This is a genomic window from Paenibacillus sp. FSL H3-0302 (assembly GCF_037982245.1).
Taxonomy (GTDB): domain Bacteria; phylum Bacillota; class Bacilli; order Paenibacillales; family Paenibacillaceae; genus Paenibacillus_AQ; species Paenibacillus_AQ odorifer.
In genome coordinates this window covers 4,153,772-4,176,021 of record NZ_CP150284.1, presented here as the reverse complement: position 1 = coordinate 4,176,021, position 22,250 = coordinate 4,153,772, and the positions used below count along the sequence as shown (strand labels likewise).

At 43.3% G+C, this 22,250-nt stretch carries 23 protein-coding genes; 20 read left to right on the top strand and 3 right to left on the bottom strand.

The features are described from left to right. Window position 1 precedes the first annotated feature (1 nt). The 18 genes from MHH50_RS18420 (at window position 2) to MHH50_RS18335 (ending at window position 17,097) form a co-directional block, all read left to right on the top strand. Window positions 2-1,282 carry a pitrilysin family protein gene (locus MHH50_RS18420; protein WP_038571902.1) on the top strand — a complete coding sequence of 427 codons (1,281 nt, stop codon included), beginning with the start codon at window positions 2-4 and terminating at the stop codon, window positions 1,280-1,282. Further along, window positions 1,283-2,050, top strand: a complete 768-nt coding sequence (gene fabG / locus MHH50_RS18415; protein ID WP_036688412.1) for a 3-oxoacyl-ACP reductase FabG — start codon at window positions 1,283-1,285, stop codon at window positions 2,048-2,050. Between the two features lie 137 nt (window positions 2,051-2,187). Next, a complete protein-coding gene (locus MHH50_RS18410) occupies window positions 2,188-2,451 on the top strand; it encodes a DUF3243 domain-containing protein (protein ID WP_036688409.1) in 264 nt (87 codons plus the stop codon). 177 nt (window positions 2,452-2,628) lie between these two features. Continuing rightward, a complete protein-coding gene (locus MHH50_RS18405) occupies window positions 2,629-3,396 on the top strand; it encodes a DUF3388 domain-containing protein (RefSeq protein ID WP_036688406.1) in 768 nt (255 codons plus the stop codon). A 93-nt stretch (window positions 3,397-3,489) separates the two neighbouring features. After that, window positions 3,490-4,416, top strand: coding sequence for a RodZ domain-containing protein (locus tag MHH50_RS18400; protein ID WP_076127875.1), 927 nt, complete (start codon window positions 3,490-3,492; stop codon window positions 4,414-4,416). A 79-nt stretch (window positions 4,417-4,495) separates the two neighbouring features. After that, entirely contained in the window at window positions 4,496-4,657 is a 162-nt protein-coding gene (locus tag MHH50_RS18395; protein ID WP_169744781.1) for a hypothetical protein, read from the top strand. 210 nt (window positions 4,658-4,867) lie between these two features. Then, window positions 4,868-5,359, top strand: coding sequence for a YajQ family cyclic di-GMP-binding protein (locus MHH50_RS18390; protein WP_076127877.1), 492 nt, complete (start codon window positions 4,868-4,870; stop codon window positions 5,357-5,359). A 155-nt stretch (window positions 5,360-5,514) separates the two neighbouring features. After that, complete coding sequence (gene pgsA, locus MHH50_RS18385) at window positions 5,515-6,102, top strand: CDP-diacylglycerol--glycerol-3-phosphate 3-phosphatidyltransferase (RefSeq protein WP_036688397.1); 588 nt, start codon at window positions 5,515-5,517, stop codon at window positions 6,100-6,102. A 108-nt stretch (window positions 6,103-6,210) separates the two neighbouring features. Continuing rightward, complete coding sequence (locus MHH50_RS18380) at window positions 6,211-7,497, top strand: competence/damage-inducible protein A (RefSeq protein ID WP_036688393.1); 1,287 nt, start codon at window positions 6,211-6,213, stop codon at window positions 7,495-7,497. A 300-nt stretch (window positions 7,498-7,797) separates the two neighbouring features. Then, window positions 7,798-8,862, top strand: a complete 1,065-nt coding sequence (gene recA / locus MHH50_RS18375; RefSeq protein ID WP_076127879.1) for a recombinase RecA — start codon at window positions 7,798-7,800, stop codon at window positions 8,860-8,862. Between the two features lie 110 nt (window positions 8,863-8,972). Beyond that, complete coding sequence (locus MHH50_RS18370; RefSeq protein ID WP_076127881.1) at window positions 8,973-9,698, top strand: RecX family transcriptional regulator; 726 nt, start codon at window positions 8,973-8,975, stop codon at window positions 9,696-9,698. Window positions 9,699-10,017: 319 nt separating this feature from the next. Beyond that, complete coding sequence (rny, locus tag MHH50_RS18365; protein ID WP_036689085.1) at window positions 10,018-11,559, top strand: ribonuclease Y; 1,542 nt, start codon at window positions 10,018-10,020, stop codon at window positions 11,557-11,559. 211 nt (window positions 11,560-11,770) lie between these two features. Continuing rightward, window positions 11,771-12,565, top strand: coding sequence for a TIGR00282 family metallophosphoesterase (locus tag MHH50_RS18360; RefSeq protein WP_076100408.1), 795 nt, complete (start codon window positions 11,771-11,773; stop codon window positions 12,563-12,565). Window positions 12,566-12,764: 199 nt separating this feature from the next. Further along, on the top strand, window positions 12,765-13,025 hold the full coding sequence (locus MHH50_RS18355; RefSeq protein WP_019910496.1) for a stage V sporulation protein S: 261 nt from the start codon (window positions 12,765-12,767) through the stop codon (window positions 13,023-13,025). 121 nt (window positions 13,026-13,146) lie between these two features. Continuing rightward, window positions 13,147-14,112, top strand: a complete 966-nt coding sequence (locus MHH50_RS18350) for a membrane dipeptidase (protein ID WP_076182593.1) — start codon at window positions 13,147-13,149, stop codon at window positions 14,110-14,112. 138 nt (window positions 14,113-14,250) lie between these two features. After that, entirely contained in the window at window positions 14,251-14,823 is a 573-nt protein-coding gene (locus MHH50_RS18345) for a phosphate propanoyltransferase (RefSeq protein WP_036688383.1), read from the top strand. A gap of 579 nt (window positions 14,824-15,402) precedes the next feature. Then, window positions 15,403-15,570 carry a hypothetical protein gene (locus tag MHH50_RS18340; protein ID WP_340033258.1) on the top strand — a complete coding sequence of 56 codons (168 nt, stop codon included), beginning with the start codon at window positions 15,403-15,405 and terminating at the stop codon, window positions 15,568-15,570. A 138-nt stretch (window positions 15,571-15,708) separates the two neighbouring features. Further along, window positions 15,709-17,097, top strand: a complete 1,389-nt coding sequence (locus MHH50_RS18335; RefSeq protein WP_081383205.1) for a DEAD/DEAH box helicase — start codon at window positions 15,709-15,711, stop codon at window positions 17,095-17,097. 149 nt (window positions 17,098-17,246) lie between these two features. Here the strand turns inward: MHH50_RS18335 and dapA are convergent, their stop codons facing one another. Continuing rightward, on the bottom strand, window positions 17,247-18,143 hold the full coding sequence (gene dapA, locus MHH50_RS18330; RefSeq protein ID WP_076127884.1) for a 4-hydroxy-tetrahydrodipicolinate synthase: 897 nt from the start codon (window positions 18,141-18,143) through the stop codon (window positions 17,247-17,249). Between the two features lie 121 nt (window positions 18,144-18,264). On the opposite strand from dapA, the gene MHH50_RS18325 reads away from it, so the two are divergent. Beyond that, a complete protein-coding gene (locus MHH50_RS18325) occupies window positions 18,265-19,140 on the top strand; it encodes a LysR family transcriptional regulator (RefSeq protein WP_076127886.1) in 876 nt (291 codons plus the stop codon). Here the strand turns inward: MHH50_RS18325 and MHH50_RS18320 are convergent. After that, on the bottom strand, window positions 19,111-19,533 hold the full coding sequence (locus MHH50_RS18320) for a VOC family protein (protein WP_076279622.1): 423 nt from the start codon (window positions 19,531-19,533) through the stop codon (window positions 19,111-19,113). The two genes, MHH50_RS18325 and MHH50_RS18320, sit on opposite strands and share 30 nt — an antisense overlap. Before the next feature lie 281 nt (window positions 19,534-19,814). Here MHH50_RS18320 and htpG point away from each other — a divergent pair, with 281 nt between their 5' ends. Then, window positions 19,815-21,695 carry a molecular chaperone HtpG gene (gene htpG, locus MHH50_RS18315; RefSeq protein ID WP_076127889.1) on the top strand — a complete coding sequence of 627 codons (1,881 nt, stop codon included), beginning with the start codon at window positions 19,815-19,817 and terminating at the stop codon, window positions 21,693-21,695. A 61-nt stretch (window positions 21,696-21,756) separates the two neighbouring features. Here the strand turns inward: htpG and MHH50_RS18310 are convergent, their stop codons facing one another. Next, window positions 21,757-22,221 (bottom strand): DUF4362 domain-containing protein, encoded by a 465-nt coding sequence (locus MHH50_RS18310; RefSeq protein WP_076301612.1) that lies wholly within the window; start codon window positions 22,219-22,221, stop codon window positions 21,757-21,759. Window positions 22,222-22,250 lie beyond the last annotated feature (29 nt).

Genomic DNA, 22,250 nt, shown 5'->3' with positions numbered 1-22,250 from the left:
GATGGAACAGATTCAATACGACAGACTTCAAGAGACCCTTTATCATGAGGTGATGGATAATGGGCTTCAGGTTTATGTATTGCCAAAACCAACATTCAAAAAAACTTACGCCACATTTGCAACTAAATATGGTTCTGTAGATAACCATTTTCATGTCGCAGGTGGAGAAGAGACCACTGTTCCTGATGGTATAGCTCACTTTTTGGAGCACAAAATGTTTGAAGAGCCAGAAGGCGATATATTTGCCACTTTTGCCTCAAATGGAGCTTCAGCTAACGCCTTTACAAGTTTTGATCAGACGGTTTATCTTTTCTCGGCAACAGAGAACATAGAGACCAACCTTAGTACACTCGTTGATTTTGTGCAACGACCTTATTTTACGGATGAGAATGTAGAAAAGGAAAAAGGGATCATTGGTCAAGAAATCAATATGTATGCAGATAATCCAGACTGGCGCGTGTACTTTGGCCTTATTGAGGCCATGTATTCGAAACATCCGGTTCGGATTGATATTGCCGGAACAATAGAGTCGATTAGTACGATTACGAAAGAAACACTGTACACTTGTTACAACTCTTTTTATCATCCCAGCAATATGCTGTTGTTCGTAGTGGGTGGTGTGGATCCGGAGAAGGTATTCTCGTTGATTCGCAGCAATCAGCAGGGGAAATCTTATGGTAAACAAGGTGAGATTAAGCGTATTTTTGAAGAGGAGCCGGAACAAGTCGCTACGAAGCGATTAGAAAGCAAACTCGCTGTTTCGATGCCTAAGATTATGTTTGGATTTAAGGAAAAAGTTGATGGTCTTACAGGTGAAGCTGCGCTTAAGCGTGATCTCGCCACTAAGCTTATGCTTGATTTGCTGGTTGGCAGCAGCACAGCGTTGTACCAAAAACTCTATGATGAAGAACTGATCTCAGACAGCTTTGGCCATGAATTTAATAGTTCAGAACAATATGCTTTTTCAGCTATGGGTGGAGATACCAAGGACCCGGATTTGCTGCTAAAACGAATTAAAGAAGAAGTGGATCAGATCTTAAAGTCTGGCTTTGCTGAGAAGGACTTCGAGCGGGCACGGAAAAAGAAAATAGGCGGATATTTGCGCATGCTGAACTCCCCTGAAAGTATCGCACATGAATTTACACGTTACCAATTCCGTGGTGGTGACCTGTTTGAAGTTCTGCCTATTTACGAATCGATTACTTTAGCTGAAGTGAATGAGCGTTTACATGCCCATGTAAATTGGGAGCAGCTCGCTGTTTCACTAGTGGTGAGTCCTTAAATGGCGCTTTTGGGAGAGAGCAACAAACCATTAGGAGAAATGACAGTTCTGGTGACAGGGGGCAGCGGGGGAATCGGTGGCGCCATTGCAGAACGGTTTGCCTCTGTAGGCATGAATATTGTTATTCACTACAAGCACTCACATGAAGCTGCTAATGATGTCGCTCGGCGTTGTATGGCCCTTGGAGCAAAGGTAATGACTGTAAATGCGGATATGAAGGATCGCAGTCAGATTGTACGAATGGCGGAGAAGCTTGAAAGTAATGGAATGCAGCCGGATATTCTTGTCAACAATGCCGGTAAATCTCATTATGGGATGCTGGCTGATGTGAGTGAAGAGGAATGGGACGATATTATGGCCATTAACTTGAAAGGGACCTTTATGTGCAGCCAGATTTTTATGCCGTACATGGTATCCCAGCGTTATGGTCGAATCATCAACGTTTCTTCCGTGTGGGGAATATCGGGAGCCTCTTGTGAGGTCGCTTATTCAGCCAGTAAAGGCGGAGTAAATGCTTTTACTAAGGCGTTAGCCAAGGAACTAGCACCTTCTGGCGTAACTGTGAACGCGGTAGCTCCAGGAGCGGTTAATACGAATATGTTGTCTAACCTACAGGAGGATGAGGTCCGGATGCTGGAGGATGAGATTCCGGCGGGACGTTTGGCTACACCGAACGAGATCTCCTCACTGATTTACTTTTTAGCATTGCCTGAATCCGGGTATATTACTGGGCAGATCATTAGTCCTAACGGTGGCTGGATTACGTAATGCTTAACTTGGAGAAAAGCTCCAGCATAAGAATCTATCGTCTGAGACATATTATAAGTGTTGTTTTTTAATCTCTCGTAAGGCGGCTTACAGCCTGTATGCAGGTGTTTGACCGTAAACATGAAGGAGGATTTAAGATGACACAAGACGATAGCGTAATCAAAAATTTTGACACCTGGAAGAAATTCCTAGGTAAACGGGTTGTACAGGCGGAGAAACTTGGGATGAGTCAAGACACAATCTCAAAGCTGGCTTTTGAAATCGGGGAATTCCTTGATGAAAAAGTGGATCCAGCAAACACTCAAAACCGTGCGATCAAAGAGCTATGGGATGTCGGCAACGATGAAGAAAAGCAAACGATTGCTAAACTCATGGTCAAGTTGGCGAAAGACAACGCCTAAGCTTGCGGAAAAGCTCCCCCTGTGGGAGCTTTTCTGCAATTATTACAGGACTGACCTTGCCTTTCATTTTTATTTTATATATCATTAACATGACCCGTGTAAAAGACCGCTTTGCCGGGGCAGCTTTTTTTGCTGTATTGGCAAAGGGTAGGGAAAAGGAATCTATGAGGTGTACAAGTGGAATATAAACAGTGGTATATGGAATACAAGATTCACAAGAACAGACCCGGTCTGCTTGGTGATATCGCTTCAATGTTAGGGATGCTGGAAGTTAACATTCTGACGATTAATGGAGTTGAAGGAAAAACTCGCGGAATGTTGCTGGAGACCAATGATGATGAGAAAATTATGCTGATGGGCGAAATGCTCAAAAAAGTTGATAATATTACAGTTTCAGCTCTGCGGTCTCCAAGGCTCGTGGACAAGCTGGCTGTGCGCCATGGGCGATATATTGAACGGGATTCGGATGATCGGAAGACGTTTCGTTTCACCCGCGATGAGCTAGGTCTATTGGTTGATTTTCTCGGTGAACTGTTTAAAAAAGATGGGAATCAGGTTATAGGACTTCGTGGTATGCCCCGTGTAGGAAAGACGGAATCCATTATAGCTGGCAGTGTCTGTGCTATGAAACGCTGGACATTTGTCTCCTCCACATTATTGCGGCAGACGGTGCGCAGTCAATTGGCTGAAGATGAGATGAACCCACATAATGTATTTATAATTGATGGTATAGTTAGTACGATCCGCTCTAATGAGAAACATTATAATTTATTGCAAAATGTTATGAGCATGCCAAGCACAAAGGTTATTGAGCATCCAGATATTTTCGTACGCGAATCTGAGTATAGTTATGATGACTTTGATATTATTATTGAGCTGCGGAATAATCCAACGGAAGAAATCTTGTACGAGTCATTTACGACGAGCTACAGTGATGATTTATAGAACACAAACGATGAAGAATACACTTCCGAGCATGTTTTTTTATAAAGCTGGTTAAGGAAGTTTACATTCATAGAACTTACAGGAGGTGATGGTATGTCGGAACTGGGCCGGCAATTGAAAGAGGCACGTCTGCAAAAAGGGATGAGTCTTGACGATGTCCAGGAAGTAACAAAAATTCGCAAAAAGTATTTGGAAGCCATCGAGTCTGGAGACTACAAGGTGCTTCCAGGAAGTTTTTATGTGAGGGCGTTTATCAAAACGTATGCAGAAGCAGTAGGCATGAGTCCTGACGAACTGCTCGAGGAGCATGGGAACGTACCTGCACCACCCGCAGACACGACCATGGAGACGGTGATTCAAAAGCGCAGCCGTAGACCCGAAACCGAACGGAATGCAAAATGGCTGCCAACGGTGCTGATGTGGACATTCCCTATATTGATTATTGTGGTGATTTACATTTATGCTTCTAGTTTAAACAAAGCAGACCCTGATCAAGTTGATCAAACAAATATCACCAATAATGTGCAGGATCCTAATACAGCACAAACATCTCCACCCGCATCAGGAGGCGGTGTAGTAGCGCCTACTTCCTCGGCAGAAGCAACTACTGAGCCAACTACGGAGCCTACGCCAACACCGACACCAACGCCGTCTCCTCAATCGATCACAGTTACACCAGATGGGAAGTCAGGCAAAACAACGAAATTTAAGGTTACAGCTCCTGCCGGAAGCGAAGTTAAGGTTGAGATTGTTGCATCCGGAGTAAGCTGGCTTGAAGTTTACAAAGGCGAAAACTCTAAAGGTGAAAAACTCTCCTTCGGAAATACTGCAGCAGGAGAAACTATGAGCTTCGTTCTTGGTAGTGAGGGCATGTATATTAAGTCTGGGTATTCCCCAGCAACTGAAATTACCGTAAATGGTCAAGTAATCACGGATGAGAAGACGTCCTCACGTCTCCTGCTTAATCTTGACGACGGTTCTGGAAGTGAAGGTACCCAAAGTGACGGGACAGGCGAATAACAAATAGGATGTATAGACTTTGGCTTTAGGGAGAACATAAGACTGTTTTCAGTTTTAGCCAAAGTGAGGTGTACATCTTATGACAGTTAGCTGGATTGTAGCTGGCCTTGGGGTTGTTGTCAGTCTCATCGGATACTATTTGACACCAGGTGCTTGGGGATACGGAATTCTCGGATTCGGTATTGCACATATTGTGCTAGGAATTCTGGATATGTTTCGTAATCCGGTCCGAAGCAGATAGAAGCTGTAGAAATGAACGTCTCCAACGGCGTACTTCCGGTGGAGACGTGTTTCTACCCTTTGAACCAAACTCACTCGAAGGAAAAGCTCCACTTAGTGGGGCTGTTTTCTATGTCGGGTGAGCTACATAATGATTTATCCAAAATTAGACTTAATAGTACCATTCTCTTATAATAGTAGCAGACTAATTGTATAAAGGACGTGGAGTTTAATGAGTTCAGAATGTTCATTTGATATTGTATCCAAAATGGATATGCAGGAGTTAACGAATGCTATTCACCAAACAGAGAAAGAGATCGACAACCGCTTTGATTTTAAGAACAGCAAAAGCAGTCTGAAGCTGGAGAAAGACGCACTTATAATCGCCTCTGAAGACGAATATAAGCTCAACGCTGTTATTGATATTTTACAATCAAAGATGGTGAAAAGAGGCATTACCCTAAAAAATCTGGATTTCGGTAAAGTAGAACCGGCTTCCCTGGGATCTGTACGTCAACGTTTAGGGCTTAAGCAAGGCATTGATCAGGAGAATGCGAAAAAAATTAATATTCTGATCCGTGATTCAAAATTAAAGGTGAAGAGCCAAATCCAAGGGGATCAAATTCGTGTGACCGGTAAGAGCCGCGACGATTTGCAGCAGATTATTCAGATCTTGCGTAAAGCTGATTTGCCGCTGGATCTACAATTCATGAACATGAAATAGAATTTTGTGCCCCGCAGTGCTTATTAGCACTAACAACGCGGGGTGCTTTCTGTTTTTTTGACACCTATTTATTGCTATAATATACTTGCTTAAGTAGAAATGGATTAGCCTGATTTAGGCAATTTGTATGAACGATTTAGGGGAGGAAAACTTCAGTGAATTTGCCCAACCGCATCACGCTAGCTCGTATTTGCCTGATCCCGATTATGATGTTTTTTTTACTGGTGGATTTCAGTTTTTATCCAGAACCGATACATTGGGGCTCGTTTCAGCTATCTGTTAATCATTTGGTAGCAGCTGTAATCTTTTTGCTTGCGGCCAGCACGGATGGAATAGACGGCTACATTGCTAGGAAATATAATATGGTCACCAATCTCGGTAAACTCCTTGATCCACTTGCGGACAAACTGCTGGTATCTGCAGTTCTGATTTCACTTGTGGAGCTGGGCAGATGCGATTCATGGATTGCTATTGTAATCATCAGTCGTGAGTTTGCAGTCACCGGACTTCGCCAGATTGCATTGCTAGAGGGAAAAGTGGTTGCCGCCAGCAAATGGGGCAAGATAAAGACGGTTGTACAAATTGTTGCGATCTCACTGCTGTTGTTGAATAATTTCCCATTTCAATTTGTCAGTATTCCTGTAGACGATATTGCTATTTGGGCCGCAGCGCTGATCACTATTTATTCTGGAATTGATTATTTTGTGAAGAATAAGGATCTGCTACAGCTGCATAATGCGTAAGCATGTAAGCTGGATATACAAGGAAAGGTAATAGGTGAAGCACCTATTACCTTTTTTGAAATCCAAAAGCAGTGTACCTACATTATAACGAGGAGGCGAAAGCCAGGTATGAAAGCGGAGATTATTGCAGTAGGGACAGAGCTTTTGCTCGGTCAAATCGTGAATAGTAATGCCCAGTTTTTGTCTATAGAGCTAGCTGCCATCGGGATCGATGTATACTTTCAAACCGTTGTCGGTGATAACAGCAGCCGCCTGCAGCAAGCCATCGAGATCGCTCAGAGTCGGGCCGACGTTATTATCTTTACGGGCGGAATTGGCCCCACTGAGGATGATCTGACTAAAGACGCACTGGCTGCATCGCTAGGTAGAACGCTCCATATTGATCGTTTGGCGATGGATCATGTACAACGCTTCTTTGATGATCGTAAGATCGTTATGACCGAAAATAACCGCAAACAGGCACTTATAATTGAAGGAACTACACCGTTGCCGAATGAAATCGGTCTTGCGGTTGGGATTGCTTTTGAGCATGAGAAGAAATATTATATTGTGCTTCCAGGTCCACCTCGTGAGATGAAACCGATGTTCGTAGATAAAGCAGTACCGTGGCTACAGCAGCACGCCTTGACGAACGAAACACCGCTTTATTCAAAAATGCTCAAATTTGCCGGCATCGGAGAATCACTGCTGGAGGACAAGCTCATCGAACTGATTCGCAGTCAGACTGATCCAACGATTGCTCCGTATGCCAAAGAGGGAGAGGTAACTGTTCGTATTTCGACAAAGGCCCCTTCTGAGCATGAAGCTACAAAAAAGCTGGAGATACTGGAACAACAAATCAAGGAGATTTTGCCGGAACATTTGTATGCGAACATTGATGTGCCGCTGGAGCAATTGATTGTGGATTGGATGGCGGATGCCGGCCTGACCTTAAGTGCGGCAGAGAGCTGCACCGGAGGTTTGCTGATGGAGAGCATAACAAATATTCCAGGCAGTGCATCGATGTTTGCCGGCGGAATCGTCTGCTATTCGAATGACCTAAAGAAAAAGCTACTGAATGTGCCAAGTGCTTATTTGGAGGGACCCAATGCTCCTGGAGCCGTAAGTCGAGAAGTTGCCGAGGTGTTGGCTGACCAAGTGAGAATGATTGCAGACAGTGATTTCGGCTTATCTGTTACAGGTGTAGCCGGACCGGGTTATTCTGAACGCAAGCCTGTTGGACTTGTATTTATCGGCTTGGCTGAACGGGGACGTAAGACAGAGGTCTATGAGCTTAATCTTAAAGGTACACGGGAAAATATCCGGTTGCGTACTGTAAAGGCTCTGCTGTATCGTCTGTGGCGGAGACTTGAGGAACGCAAGGTGGAGACACCTCTTGAGGGTTCAGACTTGTAATGGGAGATTAGCCCAGTTATAATAAACACATACGGAAGAACCGTGGCACTGAGATTTCTTTGCTGCGGTTTTTTGTATATTTGCAGAGATTTTGATCACGATGGCTACTCATGATCATAAGTCGTTGATGTCCGGTGAAGTGGGGAATTTAATTAACTTCTATCTCCGGAGGGAGGCTTACAATAAAAGGGATAAATAACGCCCAAGACAAAAAAAACGAATGTATGTTCGAAAAAAAGCTTGGCAAGACCTTAAAAACACGTTATTATATTACTATAAACAGTGAAGGAAGTGGTCTGATTGTCAGATCGTCGTGCAGCGCTTGATATGGCGCTTCGTCAAATAGAAAAACAATTTGGTAAAGGTTCGGTAATGAAACTGGGAGAATCCACGCATATGCAAGTGGAAGTTGTACCTAGCGGATCTTTGGCACTTGATATTGCGTTAGGTATAGGCGGACTTCCAAAGGGACGTATTATTGAAGTATATGGACCGGAATCTTCAGGTAAAACAACAGTTGCTCTTCATGCTATTGCAGAAGTGCAAAGACAAGGCGGACAAGCTGCATTTATCGATGCCGAGCATGCGCTTGATCCGAAATATGCACGTAACTTGGGCGTAAATATCGATGAATTGCTGCTTTCTCAGCCAGACACGGGTGAACAAGCGCTGGAAATCGCCGAAGCACTTGTTCGTAGTGGAGCCGTTGATATTATTGTCGTTGACTCCGTTGCTGCTTTGGTACCTAAGGCTGAAATTGAAGGCGATATGGGTGATTCCCACGTCGGATTGCAGGCTCGCTTGATGTCTCAAGCGCTTCGTAAGCTTTCTGGTGCCATTAGCAAATCCAATACGATCGCTATCTTTATCAACCAGCTTCGTGAGAAGATCGGTGTTATGTTCGGTAACCCTGAGACAACTCCGGGTGGTCGTGCATTGAAATTCTACTCTTCTGTACGTTTAGATGTACGTCGCGTAGAGAGCATCAAGATGGGGAACGATGTGGTTGGTAACCGTACTAAGATCAAGATTGTGAAGAATAAAGTAGCTCCTCCATTTAAACAGGCTGATGTTGATATCATGTACGGTGAAGGGATTTCTAAAGAGGGAAGTCTTGTAGATATCGGTACTGAAATGGATATCGTGAATAAGAGTGGTGCATGGTATTCCTACGAAGGCGAGCGTCTCGGTCAAGGCCGTGAGAATGCTAAACAGTTTTTGAAGGAACATCAGGATATTGCCCTTATTATTGAGAATAAGATCCGTGAAGCAAGTAATTTATCCACTATTGTTGCTGCGCCGAAGAATGAAGATATTATTGCAGAGCAAGAAGAAGAAGAGAAATTGCTTCTCGAAATCGAATAGTATATTAAGCAATAGGACGCCCTGTGATTGATTGTTGCAGGGTGTCTTTTCTTAACAAGTAATGAAAGTAAGACGATAACCGATCTATTGCTACGAGGTGACAAACAACTATGGTAATACAACTGGATTTTGAAGCAGAAGAACAAGATGAGCAGGTGTTATCGGATTTTCCTGAAGGAGAACTCTTAGAGATCACTAAAGTAGAACGTCAAAAGAAATCTGACCACCGTTATATCATACATTTCGGAGCATATAACATGACTGTGCACGAGGACGTCATGATTAAATATCGAATGATTACTGGTAATTCTTTTATGAAGGCTGATTTGGTTGAAATTGTTGTAGCTGATGAGCGTCAACGAGCTTATGTAGAAGGCCTCCGTTATCTAGAACGTAAACCACGCACCGCTATGGAAATGACTCGCCGTTTACGCCAGAAGGAAATAGGAGAGACTATTATTGCGGAAGTGGTGCAGCGGCTGCAGGAGGAAAGACTTCTTGATGACCCTTTATATGCTAAGCAATGGGCAGAGCAACGAATAGCGAACCAGCGGAAAGGGAAGATGTGGATTCGACAAGAGCTACGTGAGAAAGGGATTGACAAAACCCTTATATCGGAAGCTTTGGAGAATATTACTCCTGAACAAGAGCTGGAGAGCGCACTCGAAACTGGGCGCAAGAAATGGAATCTCATCCGTGGAGAAGCTTCAGATAAGCGAAGAAAGACTGGAGCCTTCCTTATGCGCCGTGGATTTTCGGGCGATATGGTTCGCCAAGTGATCAATACTTTACTTGCGGAAGACAATTATGAAGGTGAAGATGAGGAGTTTTACTAGAATCACTGATTCTCTTGACATTAATGCGTATATCGACTCTCTTGACAATGTCTTTTTATAAATAATAAAATATAACATGAATCGGCATAAAATTAGAATCCTTTTTCCTTCCCAAAAAGGAGACTGTTTTAAACGGTTCACGTACAACTCATATGAAATGTAATCGCCGGATAAGGCGGGCAGTGTGCATGTGCAGCATGTGCAGTATGGCAATCGGTTGTTTACCGGTTTTTTGTATGGTGATGAACGGATAGTTAAACAACTGCACAATTCCCAGGGATATACCTTGGAGAGGAACCAACGAGGAGGTGAACAGATGCTGGAATCATGGATCTGGGTCATTATCGTTCTCGTTGTAGCTGCAATATTCTTTGGGTTCGGTTATTTTATTCGTAAATCCCTTGCAGAAGCTAAAATCCAAAGCGCAGAAAGAGAAGCCGTTGTCATCGTTGAGAATGCGAAGAAGGACGCTGAGGCGCTGAAGAAAGAAACAGTATTGGAAGCTAAGGACGAAGTCCATAGAATCCGTACTGAAGCTGAGAAAGAAACTCGTGAACGTCGGAATGAAATCCAACGGCAAGAGAGACGTTTGCTGCAAAAGGAAGAATCTCTGGATAAAAAAATGGAATCGCTTGAAAGAAAAGAAGAACAAGTAGCTAACAAAGAGAAACGAATTGATGAAACCCAACAGCAAATTGATGTTATTTACAAAAACCAAGTCACTGAATTGGAACGTATCTCCAATTTAAGCATCGAAGATGCAAGAAGTATCATTCTTAGCAATGTTGAGCAAGAAGTTCGCCATGAAACGGCACAAATGATCAAAGAAATTGAACAGCAGGCGAAAGAAGAAGCGGATAAGAAATCCCGTGAAATCATCACACTCGCTATCCAACGCTGTGCAGCTGATCACGTAGCGGAAACAACGGTTTCAGTTGTTACGTTGCCGAATGAAGAGATGAAAGGTCGGATTATCGGTCGTGAAGGCCGTAATATTCGTGCTTTGGAAACTCTTACAGGTATCGACCTCATTATTGATGATACGCCGGAAGCAGTTATTTTGTCAGGATTTGATCCAATCCGCCGTGAAGTGGCCCGTACGGCACTTGAGAAATTGGTGGCTGATGGACGTATTCACCCCGCTCGTATTGAAGAGATGGTGGAGAAATCCCGCAAAGAAGTGGACGAACGGATTCGGGAATATGGTGAACAAGCTACTTTCGAAGTGGGCGTTCACGGTTTGCATCCAGATTTGATCAAGATTCTGGGGCGTCTGAAATTCCGTACAAGCTATGGTCAAAATGTATTGAAGCACTCCATGGAGGTTGCTTATTTAACAGGACTGATGGCCGGTGAGCTTGGGGAAGACATCGTGCTTGCAAAACGTGCAGGATTACTCCATGATATCGGCAAAGCGCTGGATCATGAAGTGGAAGGTTCGCATGTTGAGATCGGCGTTGAACTAGCGAAGAAATATAAAGAACATCCGGTTGTTATCAACAGTATCGCATCTCATCATGGAGACTGCGAAGCTACCTCGGTTATTGCTATGTTGGTTGGTGCCGCTGACGCATTGTCGGCTGCTAGACCTGGTGCTCGCCGTGAAACACTGGAAACGTATATTAAACGTCTAGAGAAACTGGAAGAAATCTCAGAGTCGTTCGAAGGCGTTGAGAAATCATTTGCTATTCAAGCGGGCCGTGAGGTGCGCGTGATGGTACAGCCAGAGAAGATTGACGATGCAGAGGCATTCCGTCTTGCTCGCGATATTACGAAGATGATTGAAAGTGAACTGGATTATCCAGGACATATCAAGGTTACCGTTATTCGTGAGACACGGGCTGTTGAATACGCTAAATAGGCAATAAGTAGATAACATACGCTTTGGAAATAACGATATTTATGATCGTTACCTGGTATATGTTTCTGCTAGGAATATAAGGTTAAAGGATAAGATATAACTTATACTTTCTTATATTTGATGAAAATTGGCCCCTAAGCGGGGCCTTTTTTCTTTTAAATATGAAGACTTATCCGCTAGATGAAGAGGTTAAGATTAGGAGGAGAGAAACATTAAAGTACTATTCATTGGAGATATCGTAGGTAGTGTAGGCAGGAAGGCACTTCGGGAGATGTTGCCCTCATTAAAAAGCAAATATCAACCACATATAATCATAGTTAACGGTGAAAATTCTGCTGCCGGTAGAGGTATTACTAAAGCGATCGCAAATGAATTTTTTAACTGGGGCGTTCACGGAATCACCATGGGCAATCACACATGGGACAACAAGGATATCTTCGAGTTTATCGACGACGAGGCCCGGATTATCCGTCCTGCTAATTTTCCTCCAGGAACACCGGGAAGAGGATATACAGTTGTTAAAGGTAACGGCAAAGAGCTAGCTATAGTTAACCTGCAAGGCCGTACATTTTTGCCTGCGATTGATTGTCCTTTCCGTGTGGGTGAAGAAATTGTGGAAGAGCTACGTAGAGATCATAAATGCATTCTCGTTGATTTCCATGCAGAGGTTACCTCTGAGAAAATCGCCATGGGCTATTTCATGGATGGTCGCGCATCAATTGTAGTAGGGACCCATACTCACGTTCAGACGAATGATGATGTGATTTTGCCGGGTGGAACGGCTTACTTGACCGATGCGGGCATGGTTGGTTCAAGCGAAGGGATTCTGGGTATGGAAAGAGATGCAGTACTTTATAAGTTCACTACACAGCTTCCAGCACGATTTGTTGTTGATGAAGGCAAATGGCAGCTTCACGGTTTATTTGCAGAGTTAGATGAGAATACTGGCGCGGCTACCCGTCTGGAGAAAATACGGCTACGTGAAGATGAATGGGTAATGAGCTAGTAGTAGGATAAGATAAGTGATTTTCCGGGTAATTTCGCCGAATAAGGGTAAAGTGTGATATTTATTATATCGAAAAAGAGTATCTATTGTACCATTTTCTCCAGAGTAGTCCGCAAAAAGAAGGAATTATTTCTTCTCTCGCGAATAACATCTAAAGTAGTGGAAGAACACCATTATTTTCCCAGGGGAGGTACTTACTATGGATGTATTAAAAGTATCAGCTAAATCCAATCCAAATTCCGTCGCCGGCGCTTTAGCAGGTGTTCTTCGTGAACGTGGATCGGCCGAATTACAAGCTATTGGAGCTGGAGCACTGAATCAAGCAGTCAAAGCAGTTGCCATTGCCCGGGGATTTGTTGCACCAAGCGGAGTAGATTTGATCTGCATTCCGGCATTTACAGACATTGTGATTGATGGAGAGGATCGAACCGCGATTAAATTGATTGTAGAACCCAGATAATAGAAGCATAGAACGGATGAACCTGTTTACTTATGTAAACAGGTTTTTTGCTTTTCGTATATAGTCTGGCGTTTTTAAGCATAGAATCTGGAATAGGGCTGCATGAAAGCGAGGGCTTGGGATGAGAACCGATAAGCTACAGGTTGCGGATTTTCATTGTGATGTGCTGAGTAAAATGCAAGCATCACCAGATATGGATTTTAAGAATGATCCTCGGCTGGATGTTACCGGAGAGCGGCTGGTAGCGGGCGGTGTGGAATTGCAGATTTTTGCAATATACCTTTCGGCAAGTAGAGGAAGACCTAGCTTTGAGAATGTTTTAGGACAAATTGATTTGTTCCGGCAAAAAATAATAGGCGCAGAGAGCCTTCAGTGGCTGCGTTGGAAGGAGGAGGTAGGAAAACGAACAGCTGGAGCATCCCCATGGGGAATGCTCTCTCTGGAGGGTGTAGACGGTCTAGAAGGGAACTTGTTTTATGCACAGCTCTGCTTTGAGCTTGGCGTGCGGTTTTTGGGAATCACTTGGAATTATGCCAATTGGGCAGCGGACGGTGTTCTGGAGCAGCGCAACGGCGGATTTACGGAAAAAGGGCGAATGCTGATCGAATGGTGCAACGACAGTGGAATGCTGCTTGATGTGTCGCATTTGTCTCAGGCAGGTTTTTGGGAGCTAGCCGACTTAAGCACACGTCCGTTTATAGCTTCCCATTCGAACGCCGCAGCAATCTGTGGGCATGTTAGAAATTTAAATGATGAACAGATTAAAGCTTTGATTGCAATGGACGGAAGAATGGGCCTGACCTTTTATCCGTGGTTTGTATGTGATGATGGAAAAGCTCGTATGGATGATTTATTAAAGCATATTGATCATGTATGTAGTCTAGGTGGCGAGAAGCATATGATGTTTGGTTCGGATTTTGACGGCATTGACACTTGGGTAGAGAACATGGAGCATCCGGGAAAATACCCTGAGCTCGCGGAGCACCTGCTTCGTTACTATCCAGAAGCTTCCGTAAAAGGTTGGTTATATGAGAATGCGGTCTCCTACCTGCGCACAAACTTACCTTCTCAGGTGTCTAAATCATGACAATCCTGCTCTAAAAGTATGAATTGTCGAAAAAAAGGCCCTCGTTATGATGTGGGGCTTTTTATTTTTGGTTAAGAAGATGTATAATGGTTAATGGCTTGTACAGATACTAGAGAAAATACAAGGAGTGACTTTACTATGAGTAAGACTGTACCCGTAGGTGTGTCGGCTAGACATATTCACCTTACGCAAGAGCATGTGGAGGCTTTGTTTGGCCCAGGATATCAACTAACGGAGTTCAAACCCCTCTCTCAACCAGGACAGTTTGCAGCAAATGAGCAAGTAGCAGTTATCGGCAGCAAAGGTAAATTTGACAAAGTAAGAATTTTGGGACCTGCTCGTCCGGCTTCCCAATTAGAAATTTCCCGTACTGACTCCTTCGCACTTGGCGTGAAAGCTCCAGTTCGCGAATCTGGAAATATTGATGGAACACCTGGCATTACGCTTAAAGGACCTGCTGGCGAAGTAGAATTGGAACAAGGCGTTATCATCGCCGCTCGTCACATTCACTTCCATACTTCTGAAGCTGAAGCTTGGGGCATTGCTGATAAGCAATTGCTTAAAGTTCGCCTCGGAGGCGACCGTGGTCTCGTATTGGAGAACGTAATTGCACGCGTATCAGACAGCTTTAAACTGGATATGCATATTGACACTGACGAAGCTAACGCTGCAGGTGCCAACAACGGCGATACTGCTGAAATCGTAGAATAGTCATCATAGTTATAGCAAAGATAAGAAGCGGGGGAGAAATCCTCCGCTTTTTTTGCGTGTCTGATCTGCGTGCTGTAAGGATTGCGTGTCTGATCTGCATGCTGTAAGGATTGCGTGTCTGATCTGCGTGCTGTAAGGATTGCGTGTCTGCTCGGCGTGCTGTAAGGATTGTGTGTCTGATCGGCGTGCTGTAAGGATTGTGTGGCTGATCTGTGTGCTTTAAGGAATGCGTGTCTGATCGGCGTGCTATAAGGATTGCGTGTCTGCTCGGCGTGCTGTAAGGATTGTGTGTCTGATCGGCGTGCTGTAAGGATTGTGTGTCTGATCTGCGTGCTGTAAGGATTGCGTGTCTGATCTACGTGCTGTAAGGATTGCGTGGTTTACCCGACGGCTTGTACTTATCGGACTGTATTGCAGCTATTTCAGCATCTTGATCTATTTTGCCAAGGTTTCGGACTGCATAGCTCTTATTGCCTTATATTTGTACTGAATTGGGCTTCGAAGGTGTGAATAACTGCATCTGAGTCCGATAGCATGTCCAAAATCCACGAATTTTCAAAATAAGGGCGTCTGAGTCCGATGGCTCAGCAGACTCAGCAGTCTCAACAGTCTCAACAGTCTCAACAGTCTCAACAGGCTCAGCAGTCTCAGCAGTCTCAACAGGATCAGCAGGATCAGCAGTCTCAGCAGGATCAACAAAAGATACGCCGCAGGATTTCTGTAAGAGCAGAACGGATAGTATCCTGAAATGGATTTTTAATGAAAATTGGTGTGATGATAAAGAAAATCTATTATTATGTAACTTATTGTGTTATAATTATGGTTTATGACGTGACAAAAGGATTTATTGTTAAGAATATATGTATTAGAAATTAAGGAGACCCAATGACATTTAATGAACTGAATATTGTGCCTGCAATTTTGAAGGCTTTAAGCAAAGAAAACTATACATCACCTACACCAATACAGGAGCAGTCGATTCCAGCTGTATTAGCGGGTAGAGATTTACTTGGATGCGCGCAAACGGGAACAGGAAAAACAGCTGCATTTTCCGTGCCTATTATTCAATTGCTAAGCGAACAATCGAGCCCAAACAAATCCAATAATGTGCGACGCATTCGCTCGTTGATTTTAACACCGACAAGAGAACTAGCGATTCAAATTGCTGATAACATAAAAGCGTATAGCCAATATACAGATATCCGCTCTGCTGCCATTGTTGGCGGTGTGTCACAGAAAGTGCAAGAGCGCGCACTGAATCAAGGTGCCGATATTCTTATTGCTACCCCTGGTAGACTTATCGACCTGATCAATCAGAAACGTGTAGATCTGCAATATGTACAAATTTTAGTTCTGGATGAAGCTGACCGGATGCTGGATATGGGCTTTATTCATGATGTGAAACGAATCATCGCCAAAATGCCTACGAAGAAGCAAACTCTGTTTTTCTCGGCAACGATGCCAACTGAGATTTCTAAATTGATCAAAACATTGCTTGTGAATCCAGTGAAGGTAGAAATCACACCCGTGTCATCTACTGCGGATAGAATCAATCAATCGATCTATTTATTAGAGAACGGAAATAAGCAAAACCAATTGAACCTGCTGTTACAGGATAAATCCATCGTCTCAGCATTGGTGTTTACTCGTACCAAACGTGGTGCAGACCGTGTTACCCGCGATCTGGCTAAAGTGAACATTGCTGCTCAAGCCATACACGGCAATAAATCTCAAAATGATCGCCAGAACGCTTTGCGAAATTTTAAAAGCGGTGCGACTCGTGTTCTCGTAGCTACGGATATAGCTGCCCGGGGAATTGATATTGATGAGCTGTCTCACGTAATCAACTTCAACTTACCGAACATTCCGGAAACCTATGTGCACCGGATCGGTCGTACAGGCAGAGCGGGATTGAGCGGAACGGCAATTTCTTTTTGCGAAGCTGAAGAGCTTCCTTTCCTTAAAGATATTGAAAAATTGATTGGAAAATCGATTCCAGAAGTTAAGGACCATCCGTATCCGATGTCTCGTAAAACGCAAATGAAGACAGATCGTTCGGCGAAACCGTCAGGTTCGAAAGCAGCAGCTTCGAGACCATCGTCTTCCAGACCGTCGAATTCCAAACCAGCAACTGCTAAACCTGCGGCAACAAAACCGGCAGCAACAAAATCAGCGGCATCTAAACCAGCTAAAGCAAAACCTAAGTCTAACCCTCCATTGAAGCCAAAGTCCGAGTGGTTCACAAAAGGAAGACAAAAAACGAGCAGCAGATAAGTTAGTTTGAATGCGTATCGTTTCTATAGCAAAATAAAAAAACCGTCAGAGTAAATCTGATGGTTTTTTATGTTTTATTTCCTGATAATTTACAACAAAAAACAGCCGCTAAACAGTTCCTCACTGTACAACGGCTGTTGTTATTTCATTTATGCGGTTGCTTCAATTGTATTCTCCTGAACATAGGGGCTCAGTTCTTGCTGAAGTCCTGCGCTGATGGAAGTCATAGGGAGGCGAAGCGTATCCGAGGACAGTAGGCCGTTTTGGCTAAGCATCCATTTAATTGGAGCGGGATTCGATTCCTTGAATAATAGGCGGATGATCGGCAGTAGTTGTTCAAAGCTTTCTTTAGCAAAGTCCACTTGACCAGATGTAAAGGCTTCAAAGATACGAAGGCATTCTGCCGGGAAAACGTTGGCAGTAGCGAGCATCCCCCCAGCTGCTCCGCAGCTAAGCATTTCATAAAAGAGGGAATCATCGCCGCCAAGCACAGGTTTAGCACCTGTACGGACTAACTCTGTAACCATTTTTGTACTGCCTGAGCAGTCTTTTAAACCGACAACATTATTCATTTCTAGGATTGTACGTGCAGTATCTACCGTCATGGCCGTACCTGTACGACTTGGAATATCATAAGCCATGATTGGTATGCCTACTTCTGCTGCTTTGCGGAAATGGGCAATGATACCCTCTTGTGAAGGACGACTATAATAAGGTACGACTACTAGTGCACAATCAGCACCAAGGTTTGCAGCAATTTCCGTGCGTGCAACCGTAGAGGCTGTATCATTGGTACCTGTACCAACTACTAAGGGGATTGATGTGGATTGTAGAAGCTCACGGGAAGTGTTTACTAGAAGCTGCATTTCATTTACGGTTACAGTGGGCGATTCTCCGGTGGTTCCATTAACGACCAGACCTTGTATGCTGTTGTTAATAATGTTCTTTACATAACGCTGATACGAATCCAAATCAACTTCACCAGCAGCATTGAACGGGGTGACCACGGGGACATAAACTCCATAAATCTGTTGTTCTGTAAGCATAAATTATCGGCCTCCAAAATATTTTAATTCCTCTACATACACTTTACCATGGAAAGTAGCATCGTCGTTAGCTATAATAAATGATATGGATCATCAAAAATATTGATGTTAGGGTGAGGTAATGGATTTAACCTATTTACGAACCTTCCGCGAGGTGGCTAAACGTCAGAGCTTTACGCGAGCTGCTGAAGAATTGGGATATGCACAATCAAGTGTGACGATGCAGATACAGAAGATAGAAAAGGAATATGGAGTACCTCTAATAGAGAGGCATGGCCGTCAGCTGCGGCTTACCCCGCCAGGAGAAGAGTTATTGAAGCTGTTCGTGGAGATTTTGGATTTATATGATCGTTCAAAAGAAACCATCGCCCAGCAAATCGGAGGTACGCTAACTATTGGGACGATAGATTCTTTAGCGGCCTTTTATTTACCTCCTTACCTGCAGCAGCTAAGGACTAAATTTCCGAAGCTGGATATTCATCTGCAAACGATGCAGGAAGCTAATCTTCTTGCCAAAATAAAAGATGGCGAAGTAGATCTAGGCTTAATGTTGGATCGCACCACTGCGGATTCCATCCTTGAGCGTACGATCGTCAGAGATGAGCCGCTTGTTTTGATAGCTCCCATTCATCATCCGCTTGCCCAGATGGATACGGTAACCCTACAGGATCTGAATAACTGTGAGCTAATAGTCTCGGAGGAAAGCTGTATTTACCGGAGCTTGTTCGAGAATTTGTTAAAAGAGCACGGGATCATATTCCGCATAGGTTTTGAGCTTTCGAATCTGGAGGCCATTAAACGTTGTGTAATGAATGGTCTTGGAATTGCTTTGTTACCCAAAATCGTGGCAGAGGAAGAAATTGAACGGGGAAGCTTGGCTGAGCTGTCCTTTGTTCATCCCGAAATTCACTTTGATCTGCAGCTTCTGATGCATCCTAAGAAGTGGAAATCACAACCACTGCAATTTTTAATCCAAATGCTGTTTGCAAATCATTAGTTTATTCCCATCAGGGTCTTTTACTACAAACCATTTTTGATCTTGAATTTCGGTTACTATATCTACACCGAGCTCCTTTATATAGTTGAAAGAGGCTTGCAGATCATCGGTTATAAGCATAAGAGCAGGTGTTGTAATTGGAGGAGCCCCTTCAGGCTCTAAACCTCCCCACATGGGCATGGTGTCCAGAATGATCCCAGTGCTTCCTTGCATAGTTAACGGACATAAATGACCGTTTATAATCGAATGATCTGCTTCTTGGAGTCCTAGGACTTGGCAATACCAGTTACGGGCTTTTTCAATATCGTGTACGGGGATAAATACACTGCCAATCAAATTCTTAATGGGACTTGTTGCTGAAGAATTTACAATGGACTGTACTTGTTCATGCATTTGAATCCCTCCAGAGAAGATGCTAGACCTTTATTTGTAATTTATTGTATCTAATCTATTTAAAACATAGAATCATCCTATGTGCAAGTTGAATGTTATTTATCGATCAAATCCTAAATTTGTATGCAAAATACAGCTTTATTTAATGAAAGTCGCTGTAAATATTGACATTGAAAATGAGTTTATGTTATATAAAAAGAAGAATTAGCACTCATCTAAGAAGAGTGCTAATCACGATGTGCTGGATAAGAAGGTTATTTTGAAAGGAGATTTATTTATTCATGGCCAAAAAAGAGTTTAAAGCCGAATCGAAAAGATTGCTGGAAATGATGATTAACTCCATTTATACACAACGGGAAATATTCCTGCGTGAGCTGATTTCCAATGCAAGTGATGCGATTGATAAGATCTATTACAAAGCATTAGCTGATGAAGGCCTGGTCTTCAATAAAGAGGATTATTATATTAAAGTGACCGCCGATAAGGCGAACAGAACCTTGACGATTTCCGATACAGGTATCGGGATGACACAAGAGGAGCTGGAGAATAACTTAGGTACAATCGCGAAGAGTGGATCTCTTGCTTTTAAGAAAGAGAACGAAGCTAAAGATGGCCACAACATCATCGGACAGTTTGGGGTGGGCTTCTACGCTGCGTTTATGGTGGCTGATGACGTTATAGTGATCAGTAAGGCATTAGGCAGTGACGAGGCCTTTAAATGGGAGTCTAAGGGCGCTGACGGCTATACCATCGAGACTGTCGAGAAGGATTCTGTCGGCACTGATGTGATTTTGAAGATTAAAGAGAATACGGAAGAAGATCAATATGATGAATATTTGGAAGAATACCGCCTGAAATCCATCATTAAAAAATACTCCGACTTCATTCGTTTCCCAATTAAAATGGACGTGAAGGAGCAAAAGCCAAAAGAAGGCACGGAGAACGAGTTCGAAGAAGTTATTCAAGAACAAACCGTAAACAGCATGGTGCCTATCTGGCGCAAGAACAAAAGCGAGCTGACTACAGAAGACTATGATAACTTCTATGCAGAGAAACGTTACGGCTTCGATAAGCCGCTTAAACATATTCATATCAGTGCTGATGGTGCTGTAGTGTACAATGCAATCCTGTTCATTCCAGAAAATACGCCGTTTGACTATTACACAAAGGAATATGAAAAAGGTCTTGAGCTCTATTCCAACGGTGTGCTGATCATGAACAAATGTGCGGATCTGCTGCCTGATTACTTCAGCTTTGTAAAAGGTATGGTGGACTCAGAGGATCTTTCCTTGAACATTTCCAGAGAGATGCTCCAGCATGACCGTCAGCTGACTCTGATCGCTAAGAACATTAAGAATAAAGTGAAAAGCCAACTGCAAAGCCTGCTGAAGGATGAAAGAGAGAAATATGAGCAGTTCTATAATGCTTTTGGCAGACAGCTTAAGTTTGGTGTCTATAACGATTATGGGATGCACAAAGACACCCTTCAAGATTTGTTGATGTTCTACTCCTCTAAGGAGAAGAAGCTGGTTACGCTGGACGAATACGTCTCAAGAATGCCAGAAGATCAGAAATATATCTACTATGCTTCCGGAGAGTCGATCGACAGAATCGAGAAGCTCCCGCAAACCGAGCTTGTATCGGATAAAGGGTATGAAATTCTCTACTTCACTGATGATATTGATGAATTTGCGATCAAGATGATTCAGTCTTATAAGGAAAAAGAATTTAAATCCGTATCCAGCGGAGATCTGGGGATCGAAGCCGACGAAGCGGACAAGCCAACGGAAGCGGAAGAGAACGAAAACAAGGAGCTTTTTGAAGCGATGAAGGACATCCTGTCCGGCAAAGTGAAAAATGTCAAAGCTTCCAAACGTTTAAAGACTCATCCGGTATGTCTCTCTGCTGAAGGTGAACTGACAATCGAGATGGAAAAAATCCTGAAATCGATGCCGAATGGCCAAGAGGTGCAAGCGGATAAGGTACTCGAAATCAACATCCATCACGAAGTGTTCCAGTCCTTGAAGGCGGCAGCAGAGAACGACAAAGAAAAGCTCGGTTTATACACGAACCTGCTGTACAACCAAGCCCTGTTGATCGAAGGTCTACAGGTTAGTGATCCTGTTCAGTTCACCAATGATATTTGCAAAATCATGAAATAATATGAAGTACAGAGACCATCCAATTGTATTATGATTGGGTGGTCTTTTTTATTTCAGTATTTCATTTTGTTGTGCGAAAAAGGTAGTAATCAATTTCAGAGTCATTATTTGTGCAACCGCTGATCGAATAGATAATTTCACCTTGTGTGCTTTTTTTACTCGTCACTTCGGAGCAGGTATCGGTTCTGACTCCTGTGTTGCTTCCACCAAATGCATCATTAGAAGTATCATAGCTGTAATTAATCACGTTACCGTCAAATTTTAAATCCTTAAATATGGGATCGCCTTCATCTGTGTAACTTGTAACGCGTATATTGTCTGCTTTTTTGCTGGAGAGATTAGTTATAAATTTCTCGAATTTATCGAGGTTGTACACTTTTTCAAAAGAAACAATATCCCCTCTACTGATGGCTTCTTTGGAAGTATAGGGTTCACTTTTGGGAACAGAATTAACTTTATTATCGGAACAACCCCATACTCCTGCTAGTAAAAGAACAGAGAGTGTAAGCAAATTTACTTTTTTCACTGAGGGACCTCCTTGTAACGTATTTATAT